Annotated in this window: 16 protein-coding genes and 1 pseudogene; 11 read left to right on the top strand and 6 right to left on the bottom strand. The window is 35.7% G+C overall.

The window, feature by feature from the left end:
- Positions 1-122: 122 nt before the first annotated feature.
- Entirely contained in the window at positions 123-3,461 is a 3,339-nt protein-coding gene (mfd, locus tag AC07XU_RS04940) for a transcription-repair coupling factor (protein WP_494942508.1), read from the bottom strand.
- Between the two features lie 582 nt (positions 3,462-4,043).
- On the opposite strand from mfd, the gene AC07XU_RS04935 reads away from it, so the two are divergent.
- The 5 genes from AC07XU_RS04935 (at position 4,044) to AC07XU_RS04915 (ending at position 8,299) form a co-directional block, all read left to right on the top strand.
- Entirely contained in the window at positions 4,044-4,349 is a 306-nt protein-coding gene (locus AC07XU_RS04935; RefSeq protein ID WP_494942507.1) for a DUF2752 domain-containing protein, read from the top strand.
- A gap of 2 nt (positions 4,350-4,351) precedes the next feature.
- Positions 4,352-4,714: a TM2 domain-containing protein gene (locus tag AC07XU_RS04930; RefSeq protein ID WP_494942506.1), complete on the top strand. Its 363-nt coding sequence runs from the start codon at positions 4,352-4,354 to the stop codon at positions 4,712-4,714.
- Positions 4,715-4,799: 85 nt separating this feature from the next.
- Positions 4,800-5,897 carry a Nif3-like dinuclear metal center hexameric protein gene (locus tag AC07XU_RS04925; protein ID WP_494942505.1) on the top strand — a complete coding sequence of 366 codons (1,098 nt, stop codon included), beginning with the start codon at positions 4,800-4,802 and terminating at the stop codon, positions 5,895-5,897.
- Entirely contained in the window at positions 5,897-6,640 is a 744-nt protein-coding gene (locus AC07XU_RS04920) for a zinc ribbon domain-containing protein (protein WP_494942504.1), read from the top strand. The genes AC07XU_RS04925 and AC07XU_RS04920 overlap by 1 nt, the downstream gene beginning before the upstream one ends.
- Positions 6,641-6,805: 165 nt before the next feature.
- On the top strand, positions 6,806-8,299 hold the full coding sequence (locus AC07XU_RS04915; protein WP_494942503.1) for a tetratricopeptide repeat protein: 1,494 nt from the start codon (positions 6,806-6,808) through the stop codon (positions 8,297-8,299).
- A gap of 53 nt (positions 8,300-8,352) precedes the next feature.
- Here AC07XU_RS04915 and AC07XU_RS04910 read toward each other — a convergent pair whose 3' ends face one another.
- The 4 genes from AC07XU_RS04910 to rsfS form a co-directional block, all read right to left on the bottom strand.
- On the bottom strand, positions 8,353-9,423 hold the full coding sequence (locus tag AC07XU_RS04910) for a 3-oxoacyl-ACP synthase III family protein (protein WP_494942502.1): 1,071 nt from the start codon (positions 9,421-9,423) through the stop codon (positions 8,353-8,355).
- A 75-nt stretch (positions 9,424-9,498) separates the two neighbouring features.
- A complete protein-coding gene (locus tag AC07XU_RS04905) occupies positions 9,499-10,143 on the bottom strand; it encodes a LutC/YkgG family protein (RefSeq protein WP_494942501.1) in 645 nt (214 codons plus the stop codon).
- 89 nt (positions 10,144-10,232) lie between these two features.
- Complete coding sequence (gene ftsH / locus AC07XU_RS04900; protein WP_494942500.1) at positions 10,233-12,338, bottom strand: ATP-dependent zinc metalloprotease FtsH; 2,106 nt, start codon at positions 12,336-12,338, stop codon at positions 10,233-10,235.
- Between the two features lie 31 nt (positions 12,339-12,369).
- Positions 12,370-12,744, bottom strand: a complete 375-nt coding sequence (gene rsfS, locus AC07XU_RS04895) for a ribosome silencing factor (RefSeq protein WP_494942499.1) — start codon at positions 12,742-12,744, stop codon at positions 12,370-12,372.
- Between the two features lie 43 nt (positions 12,745-12,787).
- Here rsfS and AC07XU_RS04890 point away from each other — a divergent pair, with 43 nt between their 5' ends.
- The 5 genes and pseudogenes from AC07XU_RS04890 (at position 12,788) to pfkA (ending at position 17,304) form a co-directional block, all read left to right on the top strand.
- Positions 12,788-13,564 carry a biotin--[acetyl-CoA-carboxylase] ligase gene (locus AC07XU_RS04890; RefSeq protein WP_494942498.1) on the top strand — a complete coding sequence of 259 codons (777 nt, stop codon included), beginning with the start codon at positions 12,788-12,790 and terminating at the stop codon, positions 13,562-13,564.
- 33 nt (positions 13,565-13,597) lie between these two features.
- Complete coding sequence (locus tag AC07XU_RS04885) at positions 13,598-14,047, top strand: protein-disulfide reductase DsbD N-terminal domain-containing protein (protein WP_494942497.1); 450 nt, start codon at positions 13,598-13,600, stop codon at positions 14,045-14,047.
- A 226-nt stretch (positions 14,048-14,273) separates the two neighbouring features.
- A pseudogene (locus tag AC07XU_RS04880) lies at positions 14,274-14,552 on the top strand (protein-disulfide reductase DsbD domain-containing protein); the annotation flags it as partial.
- 95 nt (positions 14,553-14,647) lie between these two features.
- Positions 14,648-16,312, top strand: a complete 1,665-nt coding sequence (locus tag AC07XU_RS04875; RefSeq protein ID WP_494942496.1) for a protein-disulfide reductase DsbD family protein — start codon at positions 14,648-14,650, stop codon at positions 16,310-16,312.
- An 8-nt stretch (positions 16,313-16,320) separates the two neighbouring features.
- On the top strand, positions 16,321-17,304 hold the full coding sequence (gene pfkA / locus AC07XU_RS04870) for a 6-phosphofructokinase (RefSeq protein WP_494942495.1): 984 nt from the start codon (positions 16,321-16,323) through the stop codon (positions 17,302-17,304).
- A 113-nt stretch (positions 17,305-17,417) separates the two neighbouring features.
- Here pfkA and AC07XU_RS04865 read toward each other — a convergent pair whose 3' ends face one another.
- Entirely contained in the window at positions 17,418-17,741 is a 324-nt protein-coding gene (locus AC07XU_RS04865; RefSeq protein WP_494942494.1) for a heavy metal-binding domain-containing protein, read from the bottom strand.
- A 249-nt stretch (positions 17,742-17,990) separates the two neighbouring features.
- Here AC07XU_RS04865 and AC07XU_RS04860 point away from each other — a divergent pair, with 249 nt between their 5' ends.
- Positions 17,991-21,053, top strand: coding sequence for a DUF2135 domain-containing protein (locus tag AC07XU_RS04860; protein ID WP_494942493.1), 3,063 nt, complete (start codon positions 17,991-17,993; stop codon positions 21,051-21,053).
- Positions 21,054-21,228 lie beyond the last annotated feature (175 nt).

Here is a 21,228-nt window from a genome sequence, read left to right as displayed (position 1 = left end):
TTAATGTTTAAAATATTCAATAAAGCGGTCATTAACCCAAGAAATTAACACCGTTTTGTCATTCCGAGGGACGAGGAATCTCATTGGAAAGATCCTCCGACTACGCTCAGGATGACACCTCTCTATAATACCATCTCCAACATCTCAATCGCTTCATCAACGTTTGCAATGTTATCAAAAGAAATCCGCAAAGTGTCTTTTACTTCTTTTAAATTACACAAACGTGGATGCAATTGCGCAAATGCCAAAATCTTATTAAAAACCTCCGAGTCAAAAAACTTAGATTGTTTATCACTAATGAAATAACCGCGTAAAATATTTTTCTTAAAACTCAATTTCTCAAAGCCTAATTTTTTACCAACCCACTGTAAGCGTAAAACCTTTAACATGGCTTTTACAGGTTGTGGCACTGGTCCAAAACGATCTTTCAATTCTGCCTCAAAAGCAGCTAATTGCGTCTCATTTTCTAGTTTCGAAAGTTCCGTGTATAAATTATATCTTTCGGTAATGCTGGTTACATAGCCATCTGGTATATGCAGTTCTACATCAGTATCTACTTGGGTAAAGTTTACAAAAGCTCTTTGCGGCTCATCTTTAAATAAATCCTTAAATTCAGCATCTTTCAATTCTTGTATGGCTTCATCTAAAATTTTGTTGTACATCTCAAAGCCAATTTCTGCAATAAATCCGCTTTGCTCGCCGCCCAATAAATTTCCACTTCCACGGATGTCTAAATCACGCATAGCGATGTTAAATCCGCTACCCAAATCAGAAAATTCTTCAATGGCGCTTAATCTTTTTCTTGCTTCGTTGGTTAAGGTTGATAAAGGCAAACTCAACAAATAACAGAATGCTTTTTTGTTAGAACGCCCAACGCGACCACGCATCTGGTGTAAATCGCTCAAACCAAACATATGTGCATGGTTAATGATAATGGTGTTCGCATTCGGTATATCTAAACCAGCTTCAATAATGGTTGTAGCCACCAAAACATCCTTTTCCCCATTAATGAAATCGAGCATTACATCCTCTAACTGATCGCCGTCTAGTTGCCCGTGAGCAATCCCAATTCTCGCCTTTGGCACCAGTTTTTGGATCAATCCGCCGAGCTGAGGCAAATCATTCACACGGTTGTGGATAAAGAAAACCTGTCCGCCTCTATCCAATTCAAATTGTACCGCTTCCTGAATTAATTTATCATTAAACACATGCAATTCGGTATTTACCGCTTGCCTATTTGGTGGTGGCGTACTCATAATTGATAAATCTCGAGCACCCATTAAAGAGAAATGCAAAGTTCTCGGAATTGGCGTTGCGGTTAACGTAAGTGTATCTACGTTTACACGTAAAGCCCTTAATTTCTCTTTTGCAGCAACACCAAATTTCTGCTCTTCGTCAATAACCATGATGCCTAAGTCTTTAAACTTTACATCTTTACTTAGCAACCTATGCGTACCAATTACAATATCAACTTTACCTTGTGCAACACGCTCTAAAGTATCTTTTATCTGTTTACTGGTTTTAAAACGATTGATATAATCTACTGTACAAGGAAACTCTTTTAAACGTGATGAAAATGTTTTGAAATGTTGCAGTGCCAAAATAGTTGTAGGCACTAAAACAGCCGCTTGTTTGCCATTGGCAACAGCTTTAAAAGCCGCACGAATAGCAATTTCAGTCTTACCAAAACCCACATCTCCACAAACCAATCGGTCCATCGGGTGTGGCGCCTCCATATCTTTTTTTACATCGGCAGTTGCCTTAACTTGGTCGGGCGTATCCTCGTAAATAAATGACGCTTCGAGTTCAGTTTCTAAATAGCCATCTGGTGCAAATGCAGTACCCACTTGCGCCTTACGCATGGCATAAAGCTTAATTAAATCTCGGGCAATGTCTTTAACTTTTTTTTTTGTGGTTTTTTTAAGTTTATCCCAAGCTTCGGTACCCAATTTATTCATTTTGGGCTGCGTTCCATCTTTTCCGCTAAACTTCGCAATGCGATTTAACGAGTTGATGTTTACGTACAACAAATCGTTATCAGCATACACCAAACGGATCATTTCTTGAGTTTTGCCGTTTACCTCTACCTTTTCTAGGCCAGCATATTTACCAATTCCGTGGTCAATGTGGGTTACAAAATCGCCGGGTTTAAGCTCCCGCAAATCTTTTAGCGTTATCGCCTGACTGCGTTGATAACCTTTTTTTAATTGGTATTTATAAAAACGATCAAAAATCTGATGATCGGTGTAAAAAGCTACTTTTTGCTGAGCATCTAGAAATCCTTCCCTAAGTGGGATGTTTACCGGCGTAAACTTTGCGGTTTTATCAATGTCATCTAATATGGCATATAAACGCTCGGTTTGTTTGGTAGAGTTGGTAAAAATAAAATTGTGGATCCGCTGATTTTCATTCTCTTTCAAATTTTTAATCAGCAAATCGAAATCCTTGTTAAAAGAAGGCTGAGGCTTAGTATCAAACTGAATTACATTGTCTGTTTGATAAAAGAATTGTTTTCCAAACTCAACCAAGGCAAAATCCTGAAATAAATCGCCCAACATTTTCTCATCAGTAAAAGAGAATTTCGGATCTAACCAATTCGGATTTTGTTGCTTTTCAGCAACACCTAATGCTTTCCAAAGTTCAACCGCCTTTTTGTAGCCGCTTTTTACAATATCGATGGTGTATTCTACATCTTTAAACCAAAGCTGGGTATCTTTTTCAATATAATCTAGCAGACTAATGTTGTTTTCGGTTAAAAATTTTGCCTGTACATTAGGTACAATGGTTAGGGTTTTTACATCATCAACAGAAAGCTGACTATCAATTTCAAAAGTTCTGATGCTTTCTACCGTATCGCCAAAAAATTCAATTCGGTAGGGCAGTTCATGAGAAAAAGAGAAAATATCTACAATACCACCTCGAATAGAAAACTGACCAGGTTCGTAAACAAAATCAGAGCGTTCAAAATCATATTCAAACAAAAACTCGTTAATAAAATCGATCCCTAAAGTTGCACCAACACTAATTTCTAACGTGTTTTTTTCTAAAACAGAACGGTCAATCACTTTTTCGGCCAAAGCCTCGGGGTAAGTAACCACAATTTTTCCGTATTCAGATTGGTGGTTCAGCTCGTTTAATACTTCGGCCCTTGCCAACACATTGGCCGTATCTATTTGGGTAAATTCAAAAGCTTTTCTAAATGACGATGGAAAAAACAACACCTCCTTATCTAAAATTCCTTCTAAATCTGAAAGAAAATACGAAGCCTCTTCTCTATTTGGTAAAATAAAAAGCTGCGGTTTATGTAGTAAAAAGTACGTTGTAATGGCAACCACGGCATCGGCAGAGCCCACCAATCCCTTTAATTGGGTTTTACTGCCCTTTCCTTTGTTTAACGATTTTGCGGTTTCAACAACACGCTCGTCTGTTTTGTATCTGTTAATCAGGTCGCGAATGTTCACTATGTAAAGGTAAATAAAGATTTGTTATTAGATGTGAGAAATGAGAGATTAGATAAGAGACAATTTAAGAAGGTGAAAGGTTTCTCAAATCTCACTTCTAACTTCTCAAATCTATTAAGAAGCGCAATTTTGTGCAATCAACAAAGCTCAGTCCCTCTTTTCGCTTTTACGCTTCGCTGCGTCGTGCCTCCTTGCTGCAGGGTAACCGCTACAATAGGGGCTAAAAGGCAGCGGCAGTTTTTCAATTGAGGATTGTATGTTGCACAAACTTTGTTGTTTAAACCCGACAGGAGTGGAAATATTTTTGCTGTATTAGCGCTTCGACTACGCTCAGCGTGACAACACCAAAAATATTGCAGCGCATGGCGGGGCTGGTTTTGCCAAGAGCCGCTAACAATCGTTTTCAAAATATCCAATTACTAGTCTTAATTCTCAAATCTAACTTCTCAAATCTCGCATCTAAATCCCACATCTCAATTAAATCCGTGTTTGTCGATATTTTTTTTCAGTTTGTCGAGTACACTATATTTGCCGTAACAAAAAACTTATCATTGTTTCTAATTAATAAATACAACGTAAAACATGAAGAACATTAAAAGCTTTCCGATAGAATTAACCTTCTGGGTTTTAGCTTTAGTGTTGTTGGCAACAGCAAACCCTCATGAACACCATTTTACCCTTTGTCCGCTAGCTAACTTAGGATTTGATTGGTGCCCAGGATGTGGTTTAGGAAGGTCGATTACCGCACTGTTTAACGGAGATGTAACTGCAAGCTTTAAACAACATTGGTTTGGTATACCCGCACTAATTTTAATAGGCTACCGCATTTACGAATTAACAAAACAATTATTTAACCAAAAAATTAACTTAAAATACAAGGAGGACTGATCATGTTTGATTCACAATTTATGGCTTTGCCAGGCATTACCCCACAAGAATATAGCTATTTACAAACTGCAACCAATGGTTTAACAGAGCAGCAAGTGCGTACTTTTTTAATGATTTATTCTGGTAAAAGAAAAAATCCTAGTGATATGTTATTGTTCTGTGTGATTGGGCTTTTTTTAGTTCCAGGTATCCAACGTTTCATTATCGGCCAAATAGGGATGGGTATTTTGTACCTATTTACAGCAGGTTTATGTTTTATCGGATCGATAGTAGACATTATTAACCATAAAGAATTAGCTTTTGAACACAATCAAAAAATGGTTTTCGAGAGTTTACAAATGGTAAGAATGGGCAACTTTAACTAAAACAAAACCAATACTAAATAAGGCAGCATATAAATAAAAATCCTTATCTGTGTAAAAGCGGATAAGGATTTGCTATTTTTATACCATGAAGTTAGCAGAGATTACCAACTTTTTAGAAACCATTGCGCCTTTAAATTATCAGGAAGATTACGACAATTCGGGCTTAATTATAGGCAATGCCAAAGATGAAATTCATGCCGCTCTGGTGGCATTAGATTGTACGGAGCAAATTGTAGATGAAGCCATTGCTAAAAACTGCAATTTGATTATCACTCATCACCCGATTGTTTTTAAAGGCTTAAAAAAGTTTAATGGCAAAACTTATGTGGAGCGTGTGGTGTTAAAAGCGATTAAGAATAACATCGCCTTATATGCCATACATACCAATTTAGACCATGTTGCAAATGGCGTTAGTGCCGAAATTTGTAAAAGATTAGGTGTAGCAAACGCAAAAATTTTGGCGCCTAAAAATAACTTGTTAAAAAAGCTGGTTACTTTTTGTCCAACTGCCCAAGCAAGCGACCTAAGAAATGCTTTGTTTGCTGCTGGAGCTGGCCATATCGGCAATTATAGCGATTGCAGTTTTAATGTAGATGGAACAGGGACTTTTAAAGGTGGAGATGGCGCAAATCCCTATGTTGGAGAAATCGGCAATCAACATCATGAAGCTGAAGTAAGGATCGAAACGATTTTTAAAGTTCAGGATGAGCGTAAAATTTTGTTGGCTTTGTTAGAAAACCATCCTTATGAAGAAGTTGCTTATGATATTTACCCATTAGCCAATAAATTAGATGCTGTAGGCGCAGGCATGGTAGGCTGGTTATCGCAAGAAATGGAGGCTGAAGATTTTCTTCACCATGTGAAAGATAAAATGAAAGCTAAAGTAATTAGGCACACCGCTTTATTGCCAAAAAAAATAAAAAAAGTTGCGGTTTGTGGCGGCTCAGGTAGTTTTTTATTAAAAGATGCTATTGATGCTGGGGCTGATGCTTTTATTACCGCCGATTTTAAATATCACGAATTTTTTGACGCAGAAGATAAATTGATCATCTGTGATATTGGACATTACGAAAGCGAACAATTTACATCTAATTTGTTGATAGATAATATTCAAGAAAAATTTCCTAACTTTGCAATCCGTTTAACGGAGCATAATACAAACCCCATAAATTATTTCATTTAATGGAACAAACAGTAGAGCAAAAGCTAAAAGCTTTATACGAATTACAAAACATACACACTAAGATTGATAAAATTCGCCAAGTACGTGGTGAATTACCAATGGAAGTAGCTGATTTAGAGGATGAAGTTGCAGGATTGGAAACACGTATACAAAAAATCAAAGCTGAATTAGACGATACTGAAGACGCTATTGTTAACCGTAAAAACATGATTAAAGAAGCACAGGCTTTAATTAAGAAATACGAAAAACAATTAGAAGATGTTAAAAACAACCGTGAGTACGATGCTTTAACTAAAGAAGTAGAAATTCAGAATTTAGATATTCAGGTTTCTGAGAAAAAAATTAGAGAGCATGGTTTCGAAATTACTTCTAAAACTGAAATTTATGAGCAAGCTTTAGCAAACATTGAAGCTAGAAAAGGCGATTTAGAAGTTAAAAAGAATGAATTAGCTACAATTACTTCTGAAACTGAAAAAGAAGAACAAGGATTGTTGAAAAAAGCTGAAAAAGCGCAAACAACAATTGAAGACCGTTTATTGGTTGCTTACAACAGATTAAGAAGCAATGCAGTTAATGGTTTAGCTGTGGTAACAATTGATAGAGATTCATGTTCTGGTTGTTTTAACCAAATTCCACCTCAACGTCAATTAGATATCCGTCAGCGTAAAAAAGTTATTGTTTGCGAGCACTGTGGCAGAATTTTAGTTGATGAAGCCTTAACGCAAGAATTAGCAGAAGCATAAAAACCAAAACCAAATATAAAGATTAGGCCGGATGAAAATCTGGCCTTTTTTATTGAAACAATTTTTTAAACAGACCAAACTAAAATTGCCTAATGAAACAATGCCGATTTTAAATCGTTATAAATATTACTAACTTTAATATTTTACCAATTACAATAAAAATAAATGTATAAAAGATTTTCTACTCCTTTTATCTTATCCATAAGCCTACTTTTTTTCACCACAGGAGCATCCGCTAATTTTGATTTTAATCAAAATTGTGTTAGAGCATACCAAAGTATCTTTCAGTTAAAATTAAATACAGCTAGGCAGCTCATCGCTGCAGAGAAAAAAGCTCGTCCAAACAATTCAATTATTCCTTTTTTAGAAAATTATGTAGATTGTTATTATTTACTTACCAATGAGAGTAAATCCGAATTTGAGAGATTAGAAGCCAATAAAAGCGCCCGGTTAGATCAAATCAGTTCAGACGATAAAAGCTCGCCTTATTACTTGTATACTCAAGCTCAAATTAATTTGCAGTGGGCTTTAATTAGAGGTAGATACGGCTCTTATTTTACGGCTGCAAGAGAAATTAACAAAGCCAATTCTCAGTTAACAGAAAACAACAAGAAGCACCCGGGATTTCATCCAAATACCATGGGTTTAGGATTAATTAATGTAGTAATTGGGGTTTTACCAGATGGTATTTTAAAGTCTACACTTTCTACATTTGGGTTAAAAGGAAACTTGCAAAATGGTCTGAATATGCTAGATAGATTAGCTGAAAATTTGCCAAAAACCACCTACGAGCCGTTTTACGAAGAAACAGTTTTTAATTATGCTTACGTGCTTTCTGATGTAGCTAAAAGTCCGCAAGCATATGCCAAAACGATGAAATTTACCGCGAGGATTGCAGATAGTAGCCTTTTAAAAACTTATTTAAGAGCTTACGTTTGTTCAAGAAATGGACATACAGACGAAGCTATTCAAATATTAGCGAATAGACCAACGGGAGCATCTTATCAGGCATTTCCTTATTTAGATTATCTGATGGGTATTTCAAAATTGAATAAAATGGATCTAACTGCTGCAAGTAGCTTCCAAAAATTCTTACAAACAAATAAAGGGAATAATTACATTAAAGACACCTATTTGCATTTAGCTTGGATTGAATTATTTAATGGCGATGAACAAGGCTATGCTACGAATATGGCAAAGGTTAAAAATAACGGATATAGTTATCACGATAGAGATAAGCAAGCCATTAACGAAGCAAACGCACCAAGTCCAAATAAAGAACTATTAAAAGCAAGGTTGTTTTTTGATGGAGGATATTATACCAAAGCTTCAGAAGTTTTAAATAATAACAATGTTGATGATTTGGCATCGCAGAAAGATAAAACAGAATATTATTATCGCTTTGGTAGAGTTAATGAAGGATTAGGCAAAGATGATTTGGCTTTAACTAATTTTCAGAATGCCATTAATACTGGGCAAAATTTAAAATATTATTATGCTGCTAAATCTGCTATTGAAATGGGTAAGATTTATGAACAAAAAAGAAATGTAGCTAAAGCAAAATCGAGCTTTAACATTGCTTTAGGTATGAAAGGGCACGATCAGGTGAATAGCATTGAAAACGAAGCCAAACAAGGATTAAAAAGAATTGGCGGCTAAATCCGCCTTCAAAGTGCAGAAATGTAGGTGTCTCGTTAATCTTCCTTAGAGGCTTAAAACTTATAAACTATAGCATTAATGTGCATACCGGCACCAACCGATGCAAAAACTGCATATTCTCCTTTGTTTACTTTGTAGCCTTCAACTTTGTCGTTTAAAACTAGGTCAATTAATGTCGGTATGGTGGCAACAGAGCTGTTTCCTAGCCAAGAAATGGTCATCGGAACTAACTTTTCTGGAATGCTCTCCAAGTTATAAAGCTTAAATAAACGTTTCATAATCGCATGATCCATTTTACCATTAGCTTGATGGATAAATACTGTTTTGATATCTTCTATAGAAACACCAGATTTATCAATTGTTTCTTTAACCACCTGAGGAACATTAATTACAGCGAATTCATATAATTTACGGCCATTCATTTTTAAATACATATTGCCGTTTTGCTCCTCAGGGTTATTGCTGCTGCCCATTACCAATAAATTGGCATGACTAGCAAATGTTTTGCTTTTATGTGCAATAATACCTGTAGGCTCATTTGATTCTTTAGCTTCAAAAATTACTGCGCCAGCGCCATCAGAAAAAATCATGCTATCTCTGTCATGTGGATCAATAATTCGTGATAGTGTTTCAGATCCAATTACCATTACGCGTTTAGCATCGCCACTGCGAATTAGATAATCTGCCTGAATAACACCCTGTACCCAACCTGGGCAACCAAAAATAATGTCGTAAGCAACGCAGTTTGGGTTCTCTATACCTAATTCTGCCTTAACTTTTGCCGCTAAAGCTGGTAGCATATCCATGCGATTAGAACCCACTGTAACGTCTCCAAAATTATGGCATAGAATGATATGATCTAATGTTTCTTTATCTATGGTACCTGCTTCCAAAGCTTTTTTAGCAGCTAAAGCGGCTATATCACTATTAACTAGGTTAGAAGATACATACCTACGCTCTGCGATCTCGGTAATCTCACTAAACTTATTAATGATTTCGATATTTTCTTTGTCAAGTTTAACGCCATTATCAAAGAAAGACGAGTTTATAAAATGTTCGCCAGATATGATATTTTCAGGTATATAACTCCCTGTACCGCTAATAACTGAATAAATTTTGTTCATATTGTTTATTCTGTACCGTATACTATTTTGGTATTTGGTATAAAAATATTATATTTTAATTGAAATTAAAAATATTTAACTAAAATCATCGATTAAAAATACAAACAATTCTTTTGGGCCGTGAGCGCCCAGCACCAAAGTTTTTTCGATATCGGCTGTGCGGCTTGGCCCAGTGATGTTGCTCACCATTGATGGAATTTGGTTGCCATATTTGTTTTTAAGGAGCTGAAAAGCATCTTTTAAATCTAAAACCAATTGGCCAGTTCTCGCGATTACGATATGATGGTGAGGATAAATGCTTAATCTTCGCCCTGCGCCGTTTTGATTGCTTACCATTACAGAGCCATTTCTAGCTATTAAAGCCTCACACAAAGTGATGCCAACTTCTGCCTGCTCAAAATCTTTATCGGTTTGATAAAAAGGAAATTCGTAATGGCTTAGCAAAGCCTGAAGCTCTGGTTCCCAACAATAAATTTTGCGCCATTTAAACCTATCAGCCAGTTCTAAAATATTCTCGATAAAATCTACTCCGTTTTCGCAGAAAATGAAATTGCCCGAAACAGCAGTTAATTGCTCAGCAAATAAAATTTCCAACTCTTCTTCGTTGGTTTTATAAAGTTGGCTTTCTTCTAAATTAGGATAAGGATTGTCTCTTTTTTCGAGCAAAGCCTTCCTAATTTTTTTTAGCATCAATTCTTTCGAAGAAATATTTTCTTTCATAGATTTTCAAAAATACCTAACAAAGGTCGTAAAACAAAACAGCAACCTCATTAACTAAGGTTGCTGTTTTGCATAATTTTATTTAAAACTTAATTTTCTGATTTTTCGCCTGCATTAGCTGCGGGAGCACTTGGGTCGGTTGTTGGGCCAACACCATCATGAATTAAGCCTTCTGCAGCTGGAGATTGATCTCCTGTGCCATTTACAAACTCGTCATAAGTTGTTCTATTGTCGAACGGACGTTTGCCTAAAATCTCTTCTAAATCAGCCTGAAAAAGAATTTCTTTTTCAATCAGTTTCTGAGCTAATTTTTCTAAGCCTTCACGGTTAACTGTTAACAACTCTTTAGTTCTTTCGTAAACCTCAGAGATCAGTATTCTTACCTCATTATCAATCATTTCTGATGTTTTTTCAGAATATGGTTTGTTAAAGTTATACTCGTTTTGAGGATCGTGGAAAGAAACATTACCAATAGTTTTATTCATACCATAAATGGTAACCATAGCATATGATAACTTGGTGATACGTTCTAAATCGTTTTGCGCACCAGTTGATATTTTACCGAAAACTAAATCTTCAGCTACTCTACCGCCCATTGTCATACACATACCATCAGTTAATTGCTCAGTGGTATATAAAAACTGTTCTTTTGGTAAGTACTGTGCATAACCCAAAGCAGCAACACCGCGAGGTACGATTGAAACCTTAACCAATGGATCGGCATGTTCTAAAAACCATCCCGCAATTGCGTGCCCAGCCTCATGATAGGCAACAATCTTTTTCTCTTCTGGAGAGATGATTTTGTTTTTCTTCTCTAAACCACCAATTACACGGTCAATTGCATCCTGAAAATCTTGCATATCTACAAATTCCTTGTTTCTACGAGCAGCAATTAAGGCAGCTTCATTACAAACATTGGCAATTTCTGCACCTGCAAAACCTGGTGTTTGAGCCGATAATTTTTTAGCATCAACAACTTCCGCAGTTTTAATTGGTTTCAAGTGAACTTTAAAAATTTGCTCACGACCAGTTAGATCAGGTTTATCAATGGAAATTTGTCTGTCAAACCTTCCCGGGCGCATTAATGCTGAGTCTAAAACATCTGGTCGGTTAGTTGCAGCCAAAATGATAATTCCAGAATCTGTACCGAAACCATCCATTTCTACTAATAATTGGTTCAATGTATTTTCACGCTCATCGTTACCGCCCATCATGCTGTTTTTACCACGAGCACGTCCGATGGCATCAACCTCATCAATAAAGATGATACATGGCGCTTTATCTTTTGCTTGCTTAAACAAATCACGTACACGAGATGCGCCAACGCCAACAAACATTTCCACAAAATCAGATCCTGATAAAGAGAAAAATGGAACTTGAGCCTCGCCGGCAACCGCTTTAGCTAATAATGTTTTACCTGTACCGGGTGAGCCAACTAATAAAGCTCCTTTCGGGATTTTACCACCTAAATTGGTGTATTTTTTAGGGTTTTTAAGGAAATCTACAATTTCCATTACCTCTTGTTTTGCTTCTTCTAAACCAGCAACGTCATTAAATGTAATACTTACTTGACTTTCTTTGTCAAACAAAGTTGCTTTAGATTTACCGATGTTAAAAATTTGGCCACCGCCACCACCAGCACCACCGCCCATACGGCGCATCATGAAAATCCATAAACCAACTATTAATACCAACGGTAAAATAAAGTTGATTAAAATGGCTGATAGCGCATTCGATTTAGAAACTGGCACAGCCGAAATCTGTTTTTCTGCAGGAATTTTAGCTAAGTTTTGCGAGTCTTGGAGTTTCTTAGTAATATCATCTAAAGAGTTTGCATTGAAGTAAACTAAAGGGCCAGATTTAGATGCGTTGAAGCTATTTTTAGATCTATATTTATCATATTTTGGTTGATCTACTTTATCTTTCTTGATGTAAACATCTGCTCTCGCAATGTCATCATTTTTATAGCTTGTAATTTTCTCCACATCGCCAGCAAGCAACATGTCTTTTTCAAAAGTTGTGTAGCTAACTTCTTGGCTATTATCAGCAGTAAATAAATATTGAACAGCTAATAAGCCAACAATAATGGCTGCATAAACCCAAAAGATATTGAATTTATTTCCTTTTTGTGGCTTTTTTGGAATATTGGGAATACGCTTAAATGGTTTTGGTTTTGTATTTTGGTTATCTTCCATGTTAGTCTAAATGTGTGTTAAAATAATTGGGTTATGCACTTTTGTAAGTTGTGGTTTCTGCATCGCCCCATAAATCTTCAATTCCAAAAAACTCACGTTTTTCGGTTTTAAAAATGTGTACTACAATATCAAAGTAATCTAAAATGATCCATTCGGCATTTTCCTGACCTTCTTTATGCCAAGGATTGGTTTTGGTCTGTTTATAAATTTCATCTTCTACACTATCTGCTATTGCTTTAACTTGTGTAGACGAATCTGCATTACAAACAACAAAAAAATCGGATACAGAACTGTTTAGTTCTCTCAAGTCTAAACGAACAATGTCATGTCCCTTTTTTTCTTGTATGCCATGTATGGCTATTTCTGAGAGGTATGTAGAAAGATTTTCGGTTTTCTTTTTTACCATTAAAAATTTTTAATTTTGATAATCAACAAATATAAATCAACACTTGCAAAATAACACTTTTTCAACATTATTTGTTGGTCAAAATCTTATCAAATTATCAGCTGTCGATTCTACTAATAACTATTTAAAGAATTTGATGTCAAAATCCGAGCCATTACCAGAAGGAACTGTAATTATGGCAGACGATCAGTTTGCAGGAAAAGGCCAACAAGAAAACACTTGGCATAGTGAACCTAAGAAGAACTTAACATTAAGCATTTTACTGCAACCTAAATTTTTACCAATTGGCAAACAATTTTTGTTAAACATGGCCATAAGTTTGGGCATTAATAATGCTTTATCTCAGTATATAGGTAATGATGTTAGCATTAAGTGGCCTAATGATATTTACTATCAAAATAAAAAATTAGGGGGCGTACTGATAGAGAATACAATTGTAGGCAGCGTTTTAAAGACGGCTATAATAGGTATTGGGTTAAATGTTAACCAGCAGTTCTTTCCATCCGATTTAAAAGACAAAGCAACATCCATTCATCAAATTTTACAAGAAGATGTTAAATTAGAATTGATTTTGGCAGAAATTTGTAGTCAGATAGAAAGTATGTATTTGCAATTAAAAGCAGCGAAGGATACTTTTATAAAAGATGCTTACGTTAGGCAATTGTACAAATTTAACAAGCTTGCTAATTACAGACAAAATGGCGAGGTTTTTGAAGGTACAATAAAAGGGGTAAGTGAAACCGGATTATTAAGCATGGATGTAAACGGCCAACTTTTATCCTTTAATTTTAAAGAGATAGAATTTTTAAATCACATTTAGCCGACAGGCAAAAGATATTAACACACAAAACACATGAAAAAAATAACATTAATTTTAAGTTTCGTTTTCTTTAGCGCAATAGGTGCATTTGCACAATTAGAAAATCCGGTGAGCTGGGCATATGTTGCTAAAAAGACAGGTCCAAACGAAGCAACCATTTACTTAAAGGCTACAATTGACGACAGCTGGCATATCTATTCTCAGAATTTAAAACCTGGGGGGCCTAATAAAACAATCTTTACATTTAGTCCATCAAAAGATTTTATTCTAGTAGGTAAGCCAATAGAGCCTAAACCAATTACTAAATATGAGAAAAGCTTTAAAATGGATGTAGCTTACTTTGAAAACGAAGTTGTTTTTCAGCAAAAAATAAAATTGAAAAAAGGAACTACAGTTGTAAAAGGTAAGGTAGAATTTATGGTATGTAATGATACCTCGTGCTTACCACCAAACGATGTAACATTTAGTATCCCGGTAAAATAATTAATAAATATATTTAAAGCCTTCTAGCTTATGTTAGAAGGCTTTTTTAATTATACAAAATGAAAAAAATTGTTTTGATTGTTTTTTTGTCTGTTTAGGCTTAGGTGCTTCAGCCCAATTGGTAAAACCAATCACATGGTCTTACTATGGGAAAAAAATAAATCAAACCGAAGCAATTTTATATATTAAAGCAAAGCTCGATAAAGGTTGACATGTTTATGCACAAAACATCAAGTCTGAGCCCATGCGACTTAAATTTAATTATACACCATCTAAAGACTTTGCGTTAATTGGAAAAACTATCCAACCAAAACCTGTTTTAAAATACGATAAGGTAATACAAATGCAATTAGCCTATTTTGAAAATGAAGTTGTTTTCACTCAAAAAATTAAATTAAACAAGCCATCAACAGCCGTTAGGGCAAAAGTAGAATTTATGGTTTGTAATGAAACGAGCTGTTTACCTGCAGACGAAGTATTAATAAATATTCCTGTTAAGCCTTAAAATTATTTACTCAAAGTAAAATAAGGCACCGCTAACAGTACTTATCGGTATTAATAAAAATTTATACTTAATTTCACGGTTTTTAAAACTCAGGAATGAAAAAGATAAGCATCCTTTTATTTTTTATTGGCGTTTTTTTACTGATTAATCCCAATCAAAGTGCAGCGCTAAAATTACAAACTGATACTACTACCAATGCCATACCAGATGATTTAGATTTTACCACAGTAGGTTCTGCAGAAGATAGCGTGGCTAACAGTGAGGTTAAAGTCGCTGCGGTTGATCCTTTAAAATCTGAAACCCCTAAAGCTTCAAAGCCAGTTGAAAAAAAATCGATTTGGCTAACATTCGTACTTGGGTTTTTAGGTGGCTTGGCAGCATTTATACTGCCATGTATTTATCCTATGGTACCGCTTACTGTTAGTTTTTTCACCAAAAGAGCTGAAACAAAAGGTAAGGGAATACAAGGCGCAATGCTTTATGGATTATCAATAATTTTAATTTATGTGGCAGTTGGTACAATCATTACTTTAATTTTTGGCGGAAGCGCATTAAATCAACTTTCTACAAACGGATTTTTTAATGTTTTTATCTTCCTAATCCTTTTAATCTTTGGTATTTCCTTTTTAGGTGCATTCGAAATAATCCTTCCTAGCTCGTTTGTTAATAAACTAGATTCTAAATCAGATTCTAAAGGATTAACAGGGATATTTTTTATGGCGGCTACGCTTACGGTAGTTTCATTCTCTTGCACTGGACCACTTATCGGTACACTGTTAGTTTCTATTGATACAGATTTATTAACTCCAATTGTTGCCATGTTTGGTTTCTCTTTATCGTTGGCGCTTTTGTTTACCATGTTTGCTATTTTCCCAAGCTGGTTAACATCATTGCCAAAATCTGGTGGTTGGTTAAATTCTGTTAAAGTAGTTCTAGGCTTTCTAGAAATCGGCTTTGCACTAAAATTCTTATCTACTGCAGATCTTTCATACCATTGGGGCATTTTGGATAGAGAAATATTCTTAGCCATTTGGATTGTATTAGCGATTCTTTTAGGGTTTTACTTATTGGGCAAAATCAAATTTTCTCACGATAGTGATTTGCCATACGTTTCCATTCCGCGTTTCTTTTTAGCAAGTGCTTCGTTCATTTTTGCTATTTATCTGATACCTGGTTTATGGGGAGCGCCTCTAAAAGCAATAAGTGGTTTGGTGCCGCCTCTTGCAACACAAGATTTTGTAATGACGCAGGGCGGAAGTTCAATTGTCTCATCAGATACATCTGGAGTAAAAAAGAAATATAGTGACTTTTTGCATATCCCACACGGTATAGATGGTTATTTCGATTATGAAGAAGCATTAGCTTATGCTAAAAAAGTAAACAAACCTTTGTTTCTTGATTTTACAGGGCATGGATGTGTAAACTGTAGAGAAATGGAAGCAAGAGTTTGGTCCGATCCTCGTGTGTTAAAAAAATTAAAGGAAGACTATATTGTAGTATCACTTTATACTGATGATAAAACAGAATTGCCAGAAACAGAACAATTTGAATCCAAAATTTTAAAAAGACGCGTAAACTCCATCGGTTTAAAGTTTCAGCATTTGCAAGCAACAAGGTTTAATACAGTTTCGCAACCTTATTATGTTCTTTTGGGAACTGATGAAAAAGAATTAGTTTCACCCCCAATTGGAGTAGAGTTTGATATTGATAAGTATTTAGCGTACTTAGACCAAGGTTTGGCAGCGTTTTCTAAACAATAATTTAACAAATGACTAAAATAAAAAATATAGGTATCCTAACCTCGGGAGGAGATTCGCCGGGTATGAATGCCGCAATAAGAGCAGTAGTAAGAGCAAGTTTATATCACAATTTAAATGTAACCGGTATTTTAAGAGGTTACGAAGGACTAATACAGGCAGACTTCTTTCCAATGGATGGCAAGTCTGTTGCCAATATTATACAACGCGGTGGTACCATTTTAAAAACCGCCAGATGTGATGCCTTTAGAACCAAAGAAGGAAGAGATTTGGCGCACAAAAACCTAACAGAAAGTGATATTGATGCACTTGTAGTGATAGGTGGAGATGGAACTTTTACCGGAGCAGATATTTTTTCTAAAGAATTTGATTTCCCAATTATAGGCTTACCAGGCACAATTGACAATGATTTGGTAGGTACCGATTTTACCATTGGTTATGATACAGCAATAAATACCGTTGTAAATGCAGTAGACAAAATTAGAGATACCGCGGAGTCTCACGACAGACTTTTTATAGTTGAAGTTATGGGAAGAGATTCAGGACTTATCGCTTTAAGAAGTGGTATTGGTGTTGGCGCCGAAGCAATCTTAATTCCAGAAGCAAAAGTTGGTATTCCAGAGTTAATGCACCGCATAGAAACTGGTCGTAAAGACAAAGCTTCTAAAATCATTATCGTAGCCGAAGGCGACGAAGGTGGAGGCGCTTACGTAGTTGGAGAAGCGCTAAAAGAGAAATTCCCTAAGTACGATATTAGAGTATCGGTACTTGGGCACATACAACGTGGCGGTAAACCAAGCTGTATGGATAGGGTGTTAGCAAGCCGACTAGGTGTTGCTGCGGTAGAAGGATTATTAGAAGGAAAAACAGACGTTATGGCCGGTTTAGTGAACAAAGAAATTGTATTTACACCTTTCTCACAAACCATTAAACACATCGACGCAGAAAAAATCACACCAGCTTGGCTAAAATTAGTAGAGATACTTTCTTTGTAGTTCATTAGTTCAATAGCTCATTAGTAATAGGCCAAGCAAAAAAGCAGCATATTTTTTATATGCTGCTTTTTTATTGATACAATTCTGGGAGCTTTACAAAATGAACCAATGAACTAATCTTCTAAAACAACAGCCGTTCCGCAAGCAGTAACCATTAGCATACTACCGCCACTCCCCACAGTTTCGTAATCCAAATCTACACCAATAATTGCATTTGCACCCATTGCCGCTACATATTGCTGCATTTCATTTATTGCCGTGTTTTTACCCTCTCTTAAAACTTGTTCATAAGAGCCAGATCTGCCGCCAACAATATCGCGGATACCCGCAAATAAATCCTTAAAAATATTAGCGCCAATAATGGTTTCGCCGCTCACAAGACCAATGTATTTAACAATTTTCTTGCCTTCAATCGTATTTGTAGTTGTAATTAACATGGTTATAGGTTTTTATGTTTCGATGTTTAACTGAAAGAATTGTTACAGATTTTTAGAAAATTATCGGCACAACATTTTGGCAAATGTAGCCCTGCTATTCATTGCAAGCCTCAATCGTTCCTCTTTCGGGCTTTCCATTGCTATCAGGTTTAAACACGAAAAACTGTACTACTATCAAAGATTTCCTAACCAAAGGCAAAAATATTTATGCAATCTCCTTTGGTTTTGCATCCCTAATAAAACAAACTTATGAAATCATTTAAAACACTACTCACAATCTTCATTTTATCAATTGGCACAACCGCATTTGCGCAAATGCCAGTTTTAAAAGTAAACAATAACAACGTGGCAGCAAACAGCGTTAGTTTGCAAAAACTAAATATCGATGTGCAAATTATGGGCAACATCGCCACTACCACAATGACCATGACTTTCTACAACAGTACATCCAGTATTTTAGAAGGCGAATTAACTTTTCCAATGCCAGACGGAGTAAGCATAAGTCGCTATGCTTTAGATATTAATGGCAAAATGAGAGAAGCTGTACCAGTAGAAAAAGCAAAAGCAACCGAAGTTTTCGAAAGCATAGAAAGACGTAGAGTTGACCCAGGTTTGCTAGAAAAAGTAGAAGGAAACAACTTTAGAACAAGAATTTATCCAATGCCAGCCAAAGGCACTCGTACTATAATTGTAGCCTATGAAGAAGAGCTAAAATTCAATAATGGAAATGCATTAACCTATCATTTACCATTAGATTACAACCACACAATTGCCGAATTTTCTTTAAAAACAACAGTTTATGAAAGTTTAGTTAGACCAGAATTAACCGAACAACCAGATGGCAGCTTTAGCTTAAACAGTAAAGGCAATAACTATGTTGCCGAAATGAAAAAAACTAATTATCAACCACAAAAAGCTTTAAATATTAATTTGCCAAAACGAAGTGATATGCCCGAAGTGCAAATGCAAAAAGCAAATAACGGCTATTATTTTTTGGCAAATGTTTTTCCGAAAGCACAAAGCAGAGCCAGAGTTTGGAGCAACGAGTTAGGCCTAATTTGGGATGCGTCTTTAAGTGGTTTACATCGAGACACCAAAAAAGAATTGTCACTTTTGGGCTTAATTATACAACAAAAGCAAAACTTAACCATCAACTTAGGATTGTTAAATAACACTTTTAAAAACGCAGGCTCATTTAAAATCACTAATGGAAATTGGGATGAACTTAAACAAAAGTTAGAAAAAGTAGTTTACGATGGCGGTACAAATTACAGTGCTATAAATGCTAAAACATTAACTGCTAACGAATACCTTTTTTTTACCGATGGGCTTTCTACCTTTGGCAAAAACACAGTTTCGCTAAGCAAGCCAATTCATACGATAAATACTTCACAAAAAGCAGATTACAGCACTTTAAAGTATATCAGTTTAAAATCTGGCGGACAATTCATCAATTTGAATAGTAGCTCAACTGACGATGCTTTTAAACAACTAAATGAAGAGCAGCTGCAGTTTTTGGGCATCAAAAATAATGCAGAAGTTCGTCAAACCTATCCATCAATGCGGGTTAATGTAAATGGGCATTTAGCGGTTACAGGAATTTTAAGCGAGTTTAGCACCAATGTTATTTTACAGTTTGGGTATGGAAATACAGTGGTAAGTGAGCAAAATGTTAGGTTAGATGCTAATGCGCAAAGTTTAGCCACCATTAACGTAAGTAGAATTTGGGCACAAAAGAAAATTGCCGAAATGGATATCCAGTACGAATTAAACAAAGAAGATATCAGTGTTTTAAGCAAACAGTTCGGTATTGTAACCAGAAACACCAGTTTAATTGTGCTAGAAAACTTAGAGGATTATTTGCGTTATGATATTACGCCACCTGCAGAATTAAGAACACAATTTGATCAGGTAATGAAACAACGTAGAGCGGATATTTTAGAACGTAAAAACGATTTGCTGAACGAGGCTTTTGTAATGAGTAAAGAATTGAAAAAATGGTGGAATACAGATTTTACCGTTCATCATAAAAATAAAAAAGCAGACAACTACCCTGAGCCAGTTGCTAATAATGATATTGCTGTTGATGCTGTAAGAATTCCGCCTCCAACACCAACAAGAACACAAGCTTCGCCACTTCCGGCACCAAGAATACAGCGTGACCAAAGAAATGCAAATGCAGAAAAAGAGGAAGCTGCATTAAATGAAGTTGTGGTAGTGGGTAATGGTGTTCAAAGGAAACAATCTGTTGCTGCTTCGGCAACAACAGTAGTTAGAGCGCAAGAAATGGTAGAAGATAAAGCGATGAATTTCACGCAGTCTTTAAGCGGAAAAGTTGCAGGTTTGCAAGTTACTAATCAGTCGTCAGCCGGTGCCATAACAGTACAACAACAACCAATAATTGTAATACCTGAATTTAAAAGTGATAAAGATTACATGAAATCGCTTACGGGAAAAGGCGAAGAAGCTTACCAACAATACTTAACCATTAGACCTCAGTATTTAAGCACACCAACCTTTTATTTTGATGTTGCCAATTATTTTTATCAGCAAGCTGATAGCACAAAAGCGCTTACCATCTTGAGCAATATTGCCGATTTAGATTTAGAAAACGCCGATTTGTATAAAGTGATGGCTTACAAATTAAAACAAACAGGCAATTACAATCAGGCATTATTTGTAACCGAAAAAGTTTTGCAATGGCGCCCTATGGATGCGCAAAGTTATAGAGATTATGCTTTGGCATTGGCCGATGTTGGTCAGTATCAAAAAGCGTTAGACAATTTATACAAGGTGTTAACCCAAAGCTACAATAGCCAAACTGCCAGTAGAGATGAAGGAATTGAAGAAATTATTATTGCCGAAATTAATAACTTGATCACTAAATATGGCAGTAAATTAAATACAAGCGCAATTGATAAAAGATTAATACAAGCCCTGCCTGTTGATGTACGTGTAGTTTTAAACTGGAACAAAAACGATACAGACATTGATTTGTGGGTAACCGATCCTAAAGGAGAGAAGTGTTATTACAGCGATCCGACTACAGAAATTGGAGGTAGGTTAAGTAATGATTTTACCTCGGGTTATGGGCCAGAACAATTTATGCTTAAAAAAGCAATAAATGGCAAATATAAAATTGAGGTAAATTATTACGGCGACTCACAATTTACCATTAGTGGGCCAACCACCGTTACTGCCGAAATTTATACACGTTACTCAACTGGTAAGCAGCAGCGCAAAATTATAGTTATGCCCTTAGAAGCTAACAGTAGTGGAGGTAGATTAGTTGGTGAGTTTAGTTTTAATTAGCTGCGCTTGATTAACTAGATTTTTAAAGGATTACACGGATTTGAAATAAAGACTTACGAAGTTTTAGGCATTTTGCAGATAAACTTCGTAAGTCTTTTTTATGAAATATGCTGGGCGCTAACATAAATAGCAGCACAAACTTTTGTAAGCTAAGCGGGATTGAAGCGCAAATACA

It is taken from the genome of Pedobacter sp. GW456-11-11-14-TSB4 (genome assembly GCF_059424425.1).
This window is presented reverse-complemented; position numbering and strand designations above follow the sequence as displayed.

What these genes read in the sequence shown, in the direction of transcription:
- AC07XU_RS04905 (WP_494942501.1), bottom strand. Translation starts at nt 10,143, where the DNA reads ATGAAAGAAAATATTTCTTCGAAAGAATTGATGCTAAAAAAAATTAGG.
- pfkA (WP_494942495.1), top strand. Translation starts at nt 16,321, where the DNA reads ATGACTAAAATAAAAAATATAGGTATCCTAACCTCGGGAGGAGATTCG.
- AC07XU_RS04910 (WP_494942502.1), bottom strand. Translation starts at nt 9,423, where the DNA reads ATGAACAAAATTTATTCAGTTATTAGCGGTACAGGGAGTTATATACCT.
- AC07XU_RS04915 (WP_494942503.1), top strand. Translation starts at nt 6,806, where the DNA reads ATGTATAAAAGATTTTCTACTCCTTTTATCTTATCCATAAGCCTACTT.
- AC07XU_RS04865 (WP_494942494.1), bottom strand. Translation starts at nt 17,741, where the DNA reads ATGTTAATTACAACTACAAATACGATTGAAGGCAAGAAAATTGTTAAA.
- AC07XU_RS04925 (WP_494942505.1), top strand. Translation starts at nt 4,800, where the DNA reads ATGAAGTTAGCAGAGATTACCAACTTTTTAGAAACCATTGCGCCTTTA.
- AC07XU_RS04930 (WP_494942506.1), top strand. Translation starts at nt 4,352, where the DNA reads ATGTTTGATTCACAATTTATGGCTTTGCCAGGCATTACCCCACAAGAA.
- AC07XU_RS04860 (WP_494942493.1), top strand. Translation starts at nt 17,991, where the DNA reads ATGAAATCATTTAAAACACTACTCACAATCTTCATTTTATCAATTGGC.
- AC07XU_RS04875 (WP_494942496.1), top strand. Translation starts at nt 14,648, where the DNA reads ATGAAAAAGATAAGCATCCTTTTATTTTTTATTGGCGTTTTTTTACTG.
- AC07XU_RS04885 (WP_494942497.1), top strand. Translation starts at nt 13,598, where the DNA reads ATGAAAAAAATAACATTAATTTTAAGTTTCGTTTTCTTTAGCGCAATA.
- AC07XU_RS04935 (WP_494942507.1), top strand. Translation starts at nt 4,044, where the DNA reads ATGAAGAACATTAAAAGCTTTCCGATAGAATTAACCTTCTGGGTTTTA.
- ftsH (WP_494942500.1), bottom strand. Translation starts at nt 12,338, where the DNA reads ATGGAAGATAACCAAAATACAAAACCAAAACCATTTAAGCGTATTCCC.
- rsfS (WP_494942499.1), bottom strand. Translation starts at nt 12,744, where the DNA reads ATGGTAAAAAAGAAAACCGAAAATCTTTCTACATACCTCTCAGAAATA.
- AC07XU_RS04920 (WP_494942504.1), top strand. Translation starts at nt 5,897, where the DNA reads ATGGAACAAACAGTAGAGCAAAAGCTAAAAGCTTTATACGAATTACAA.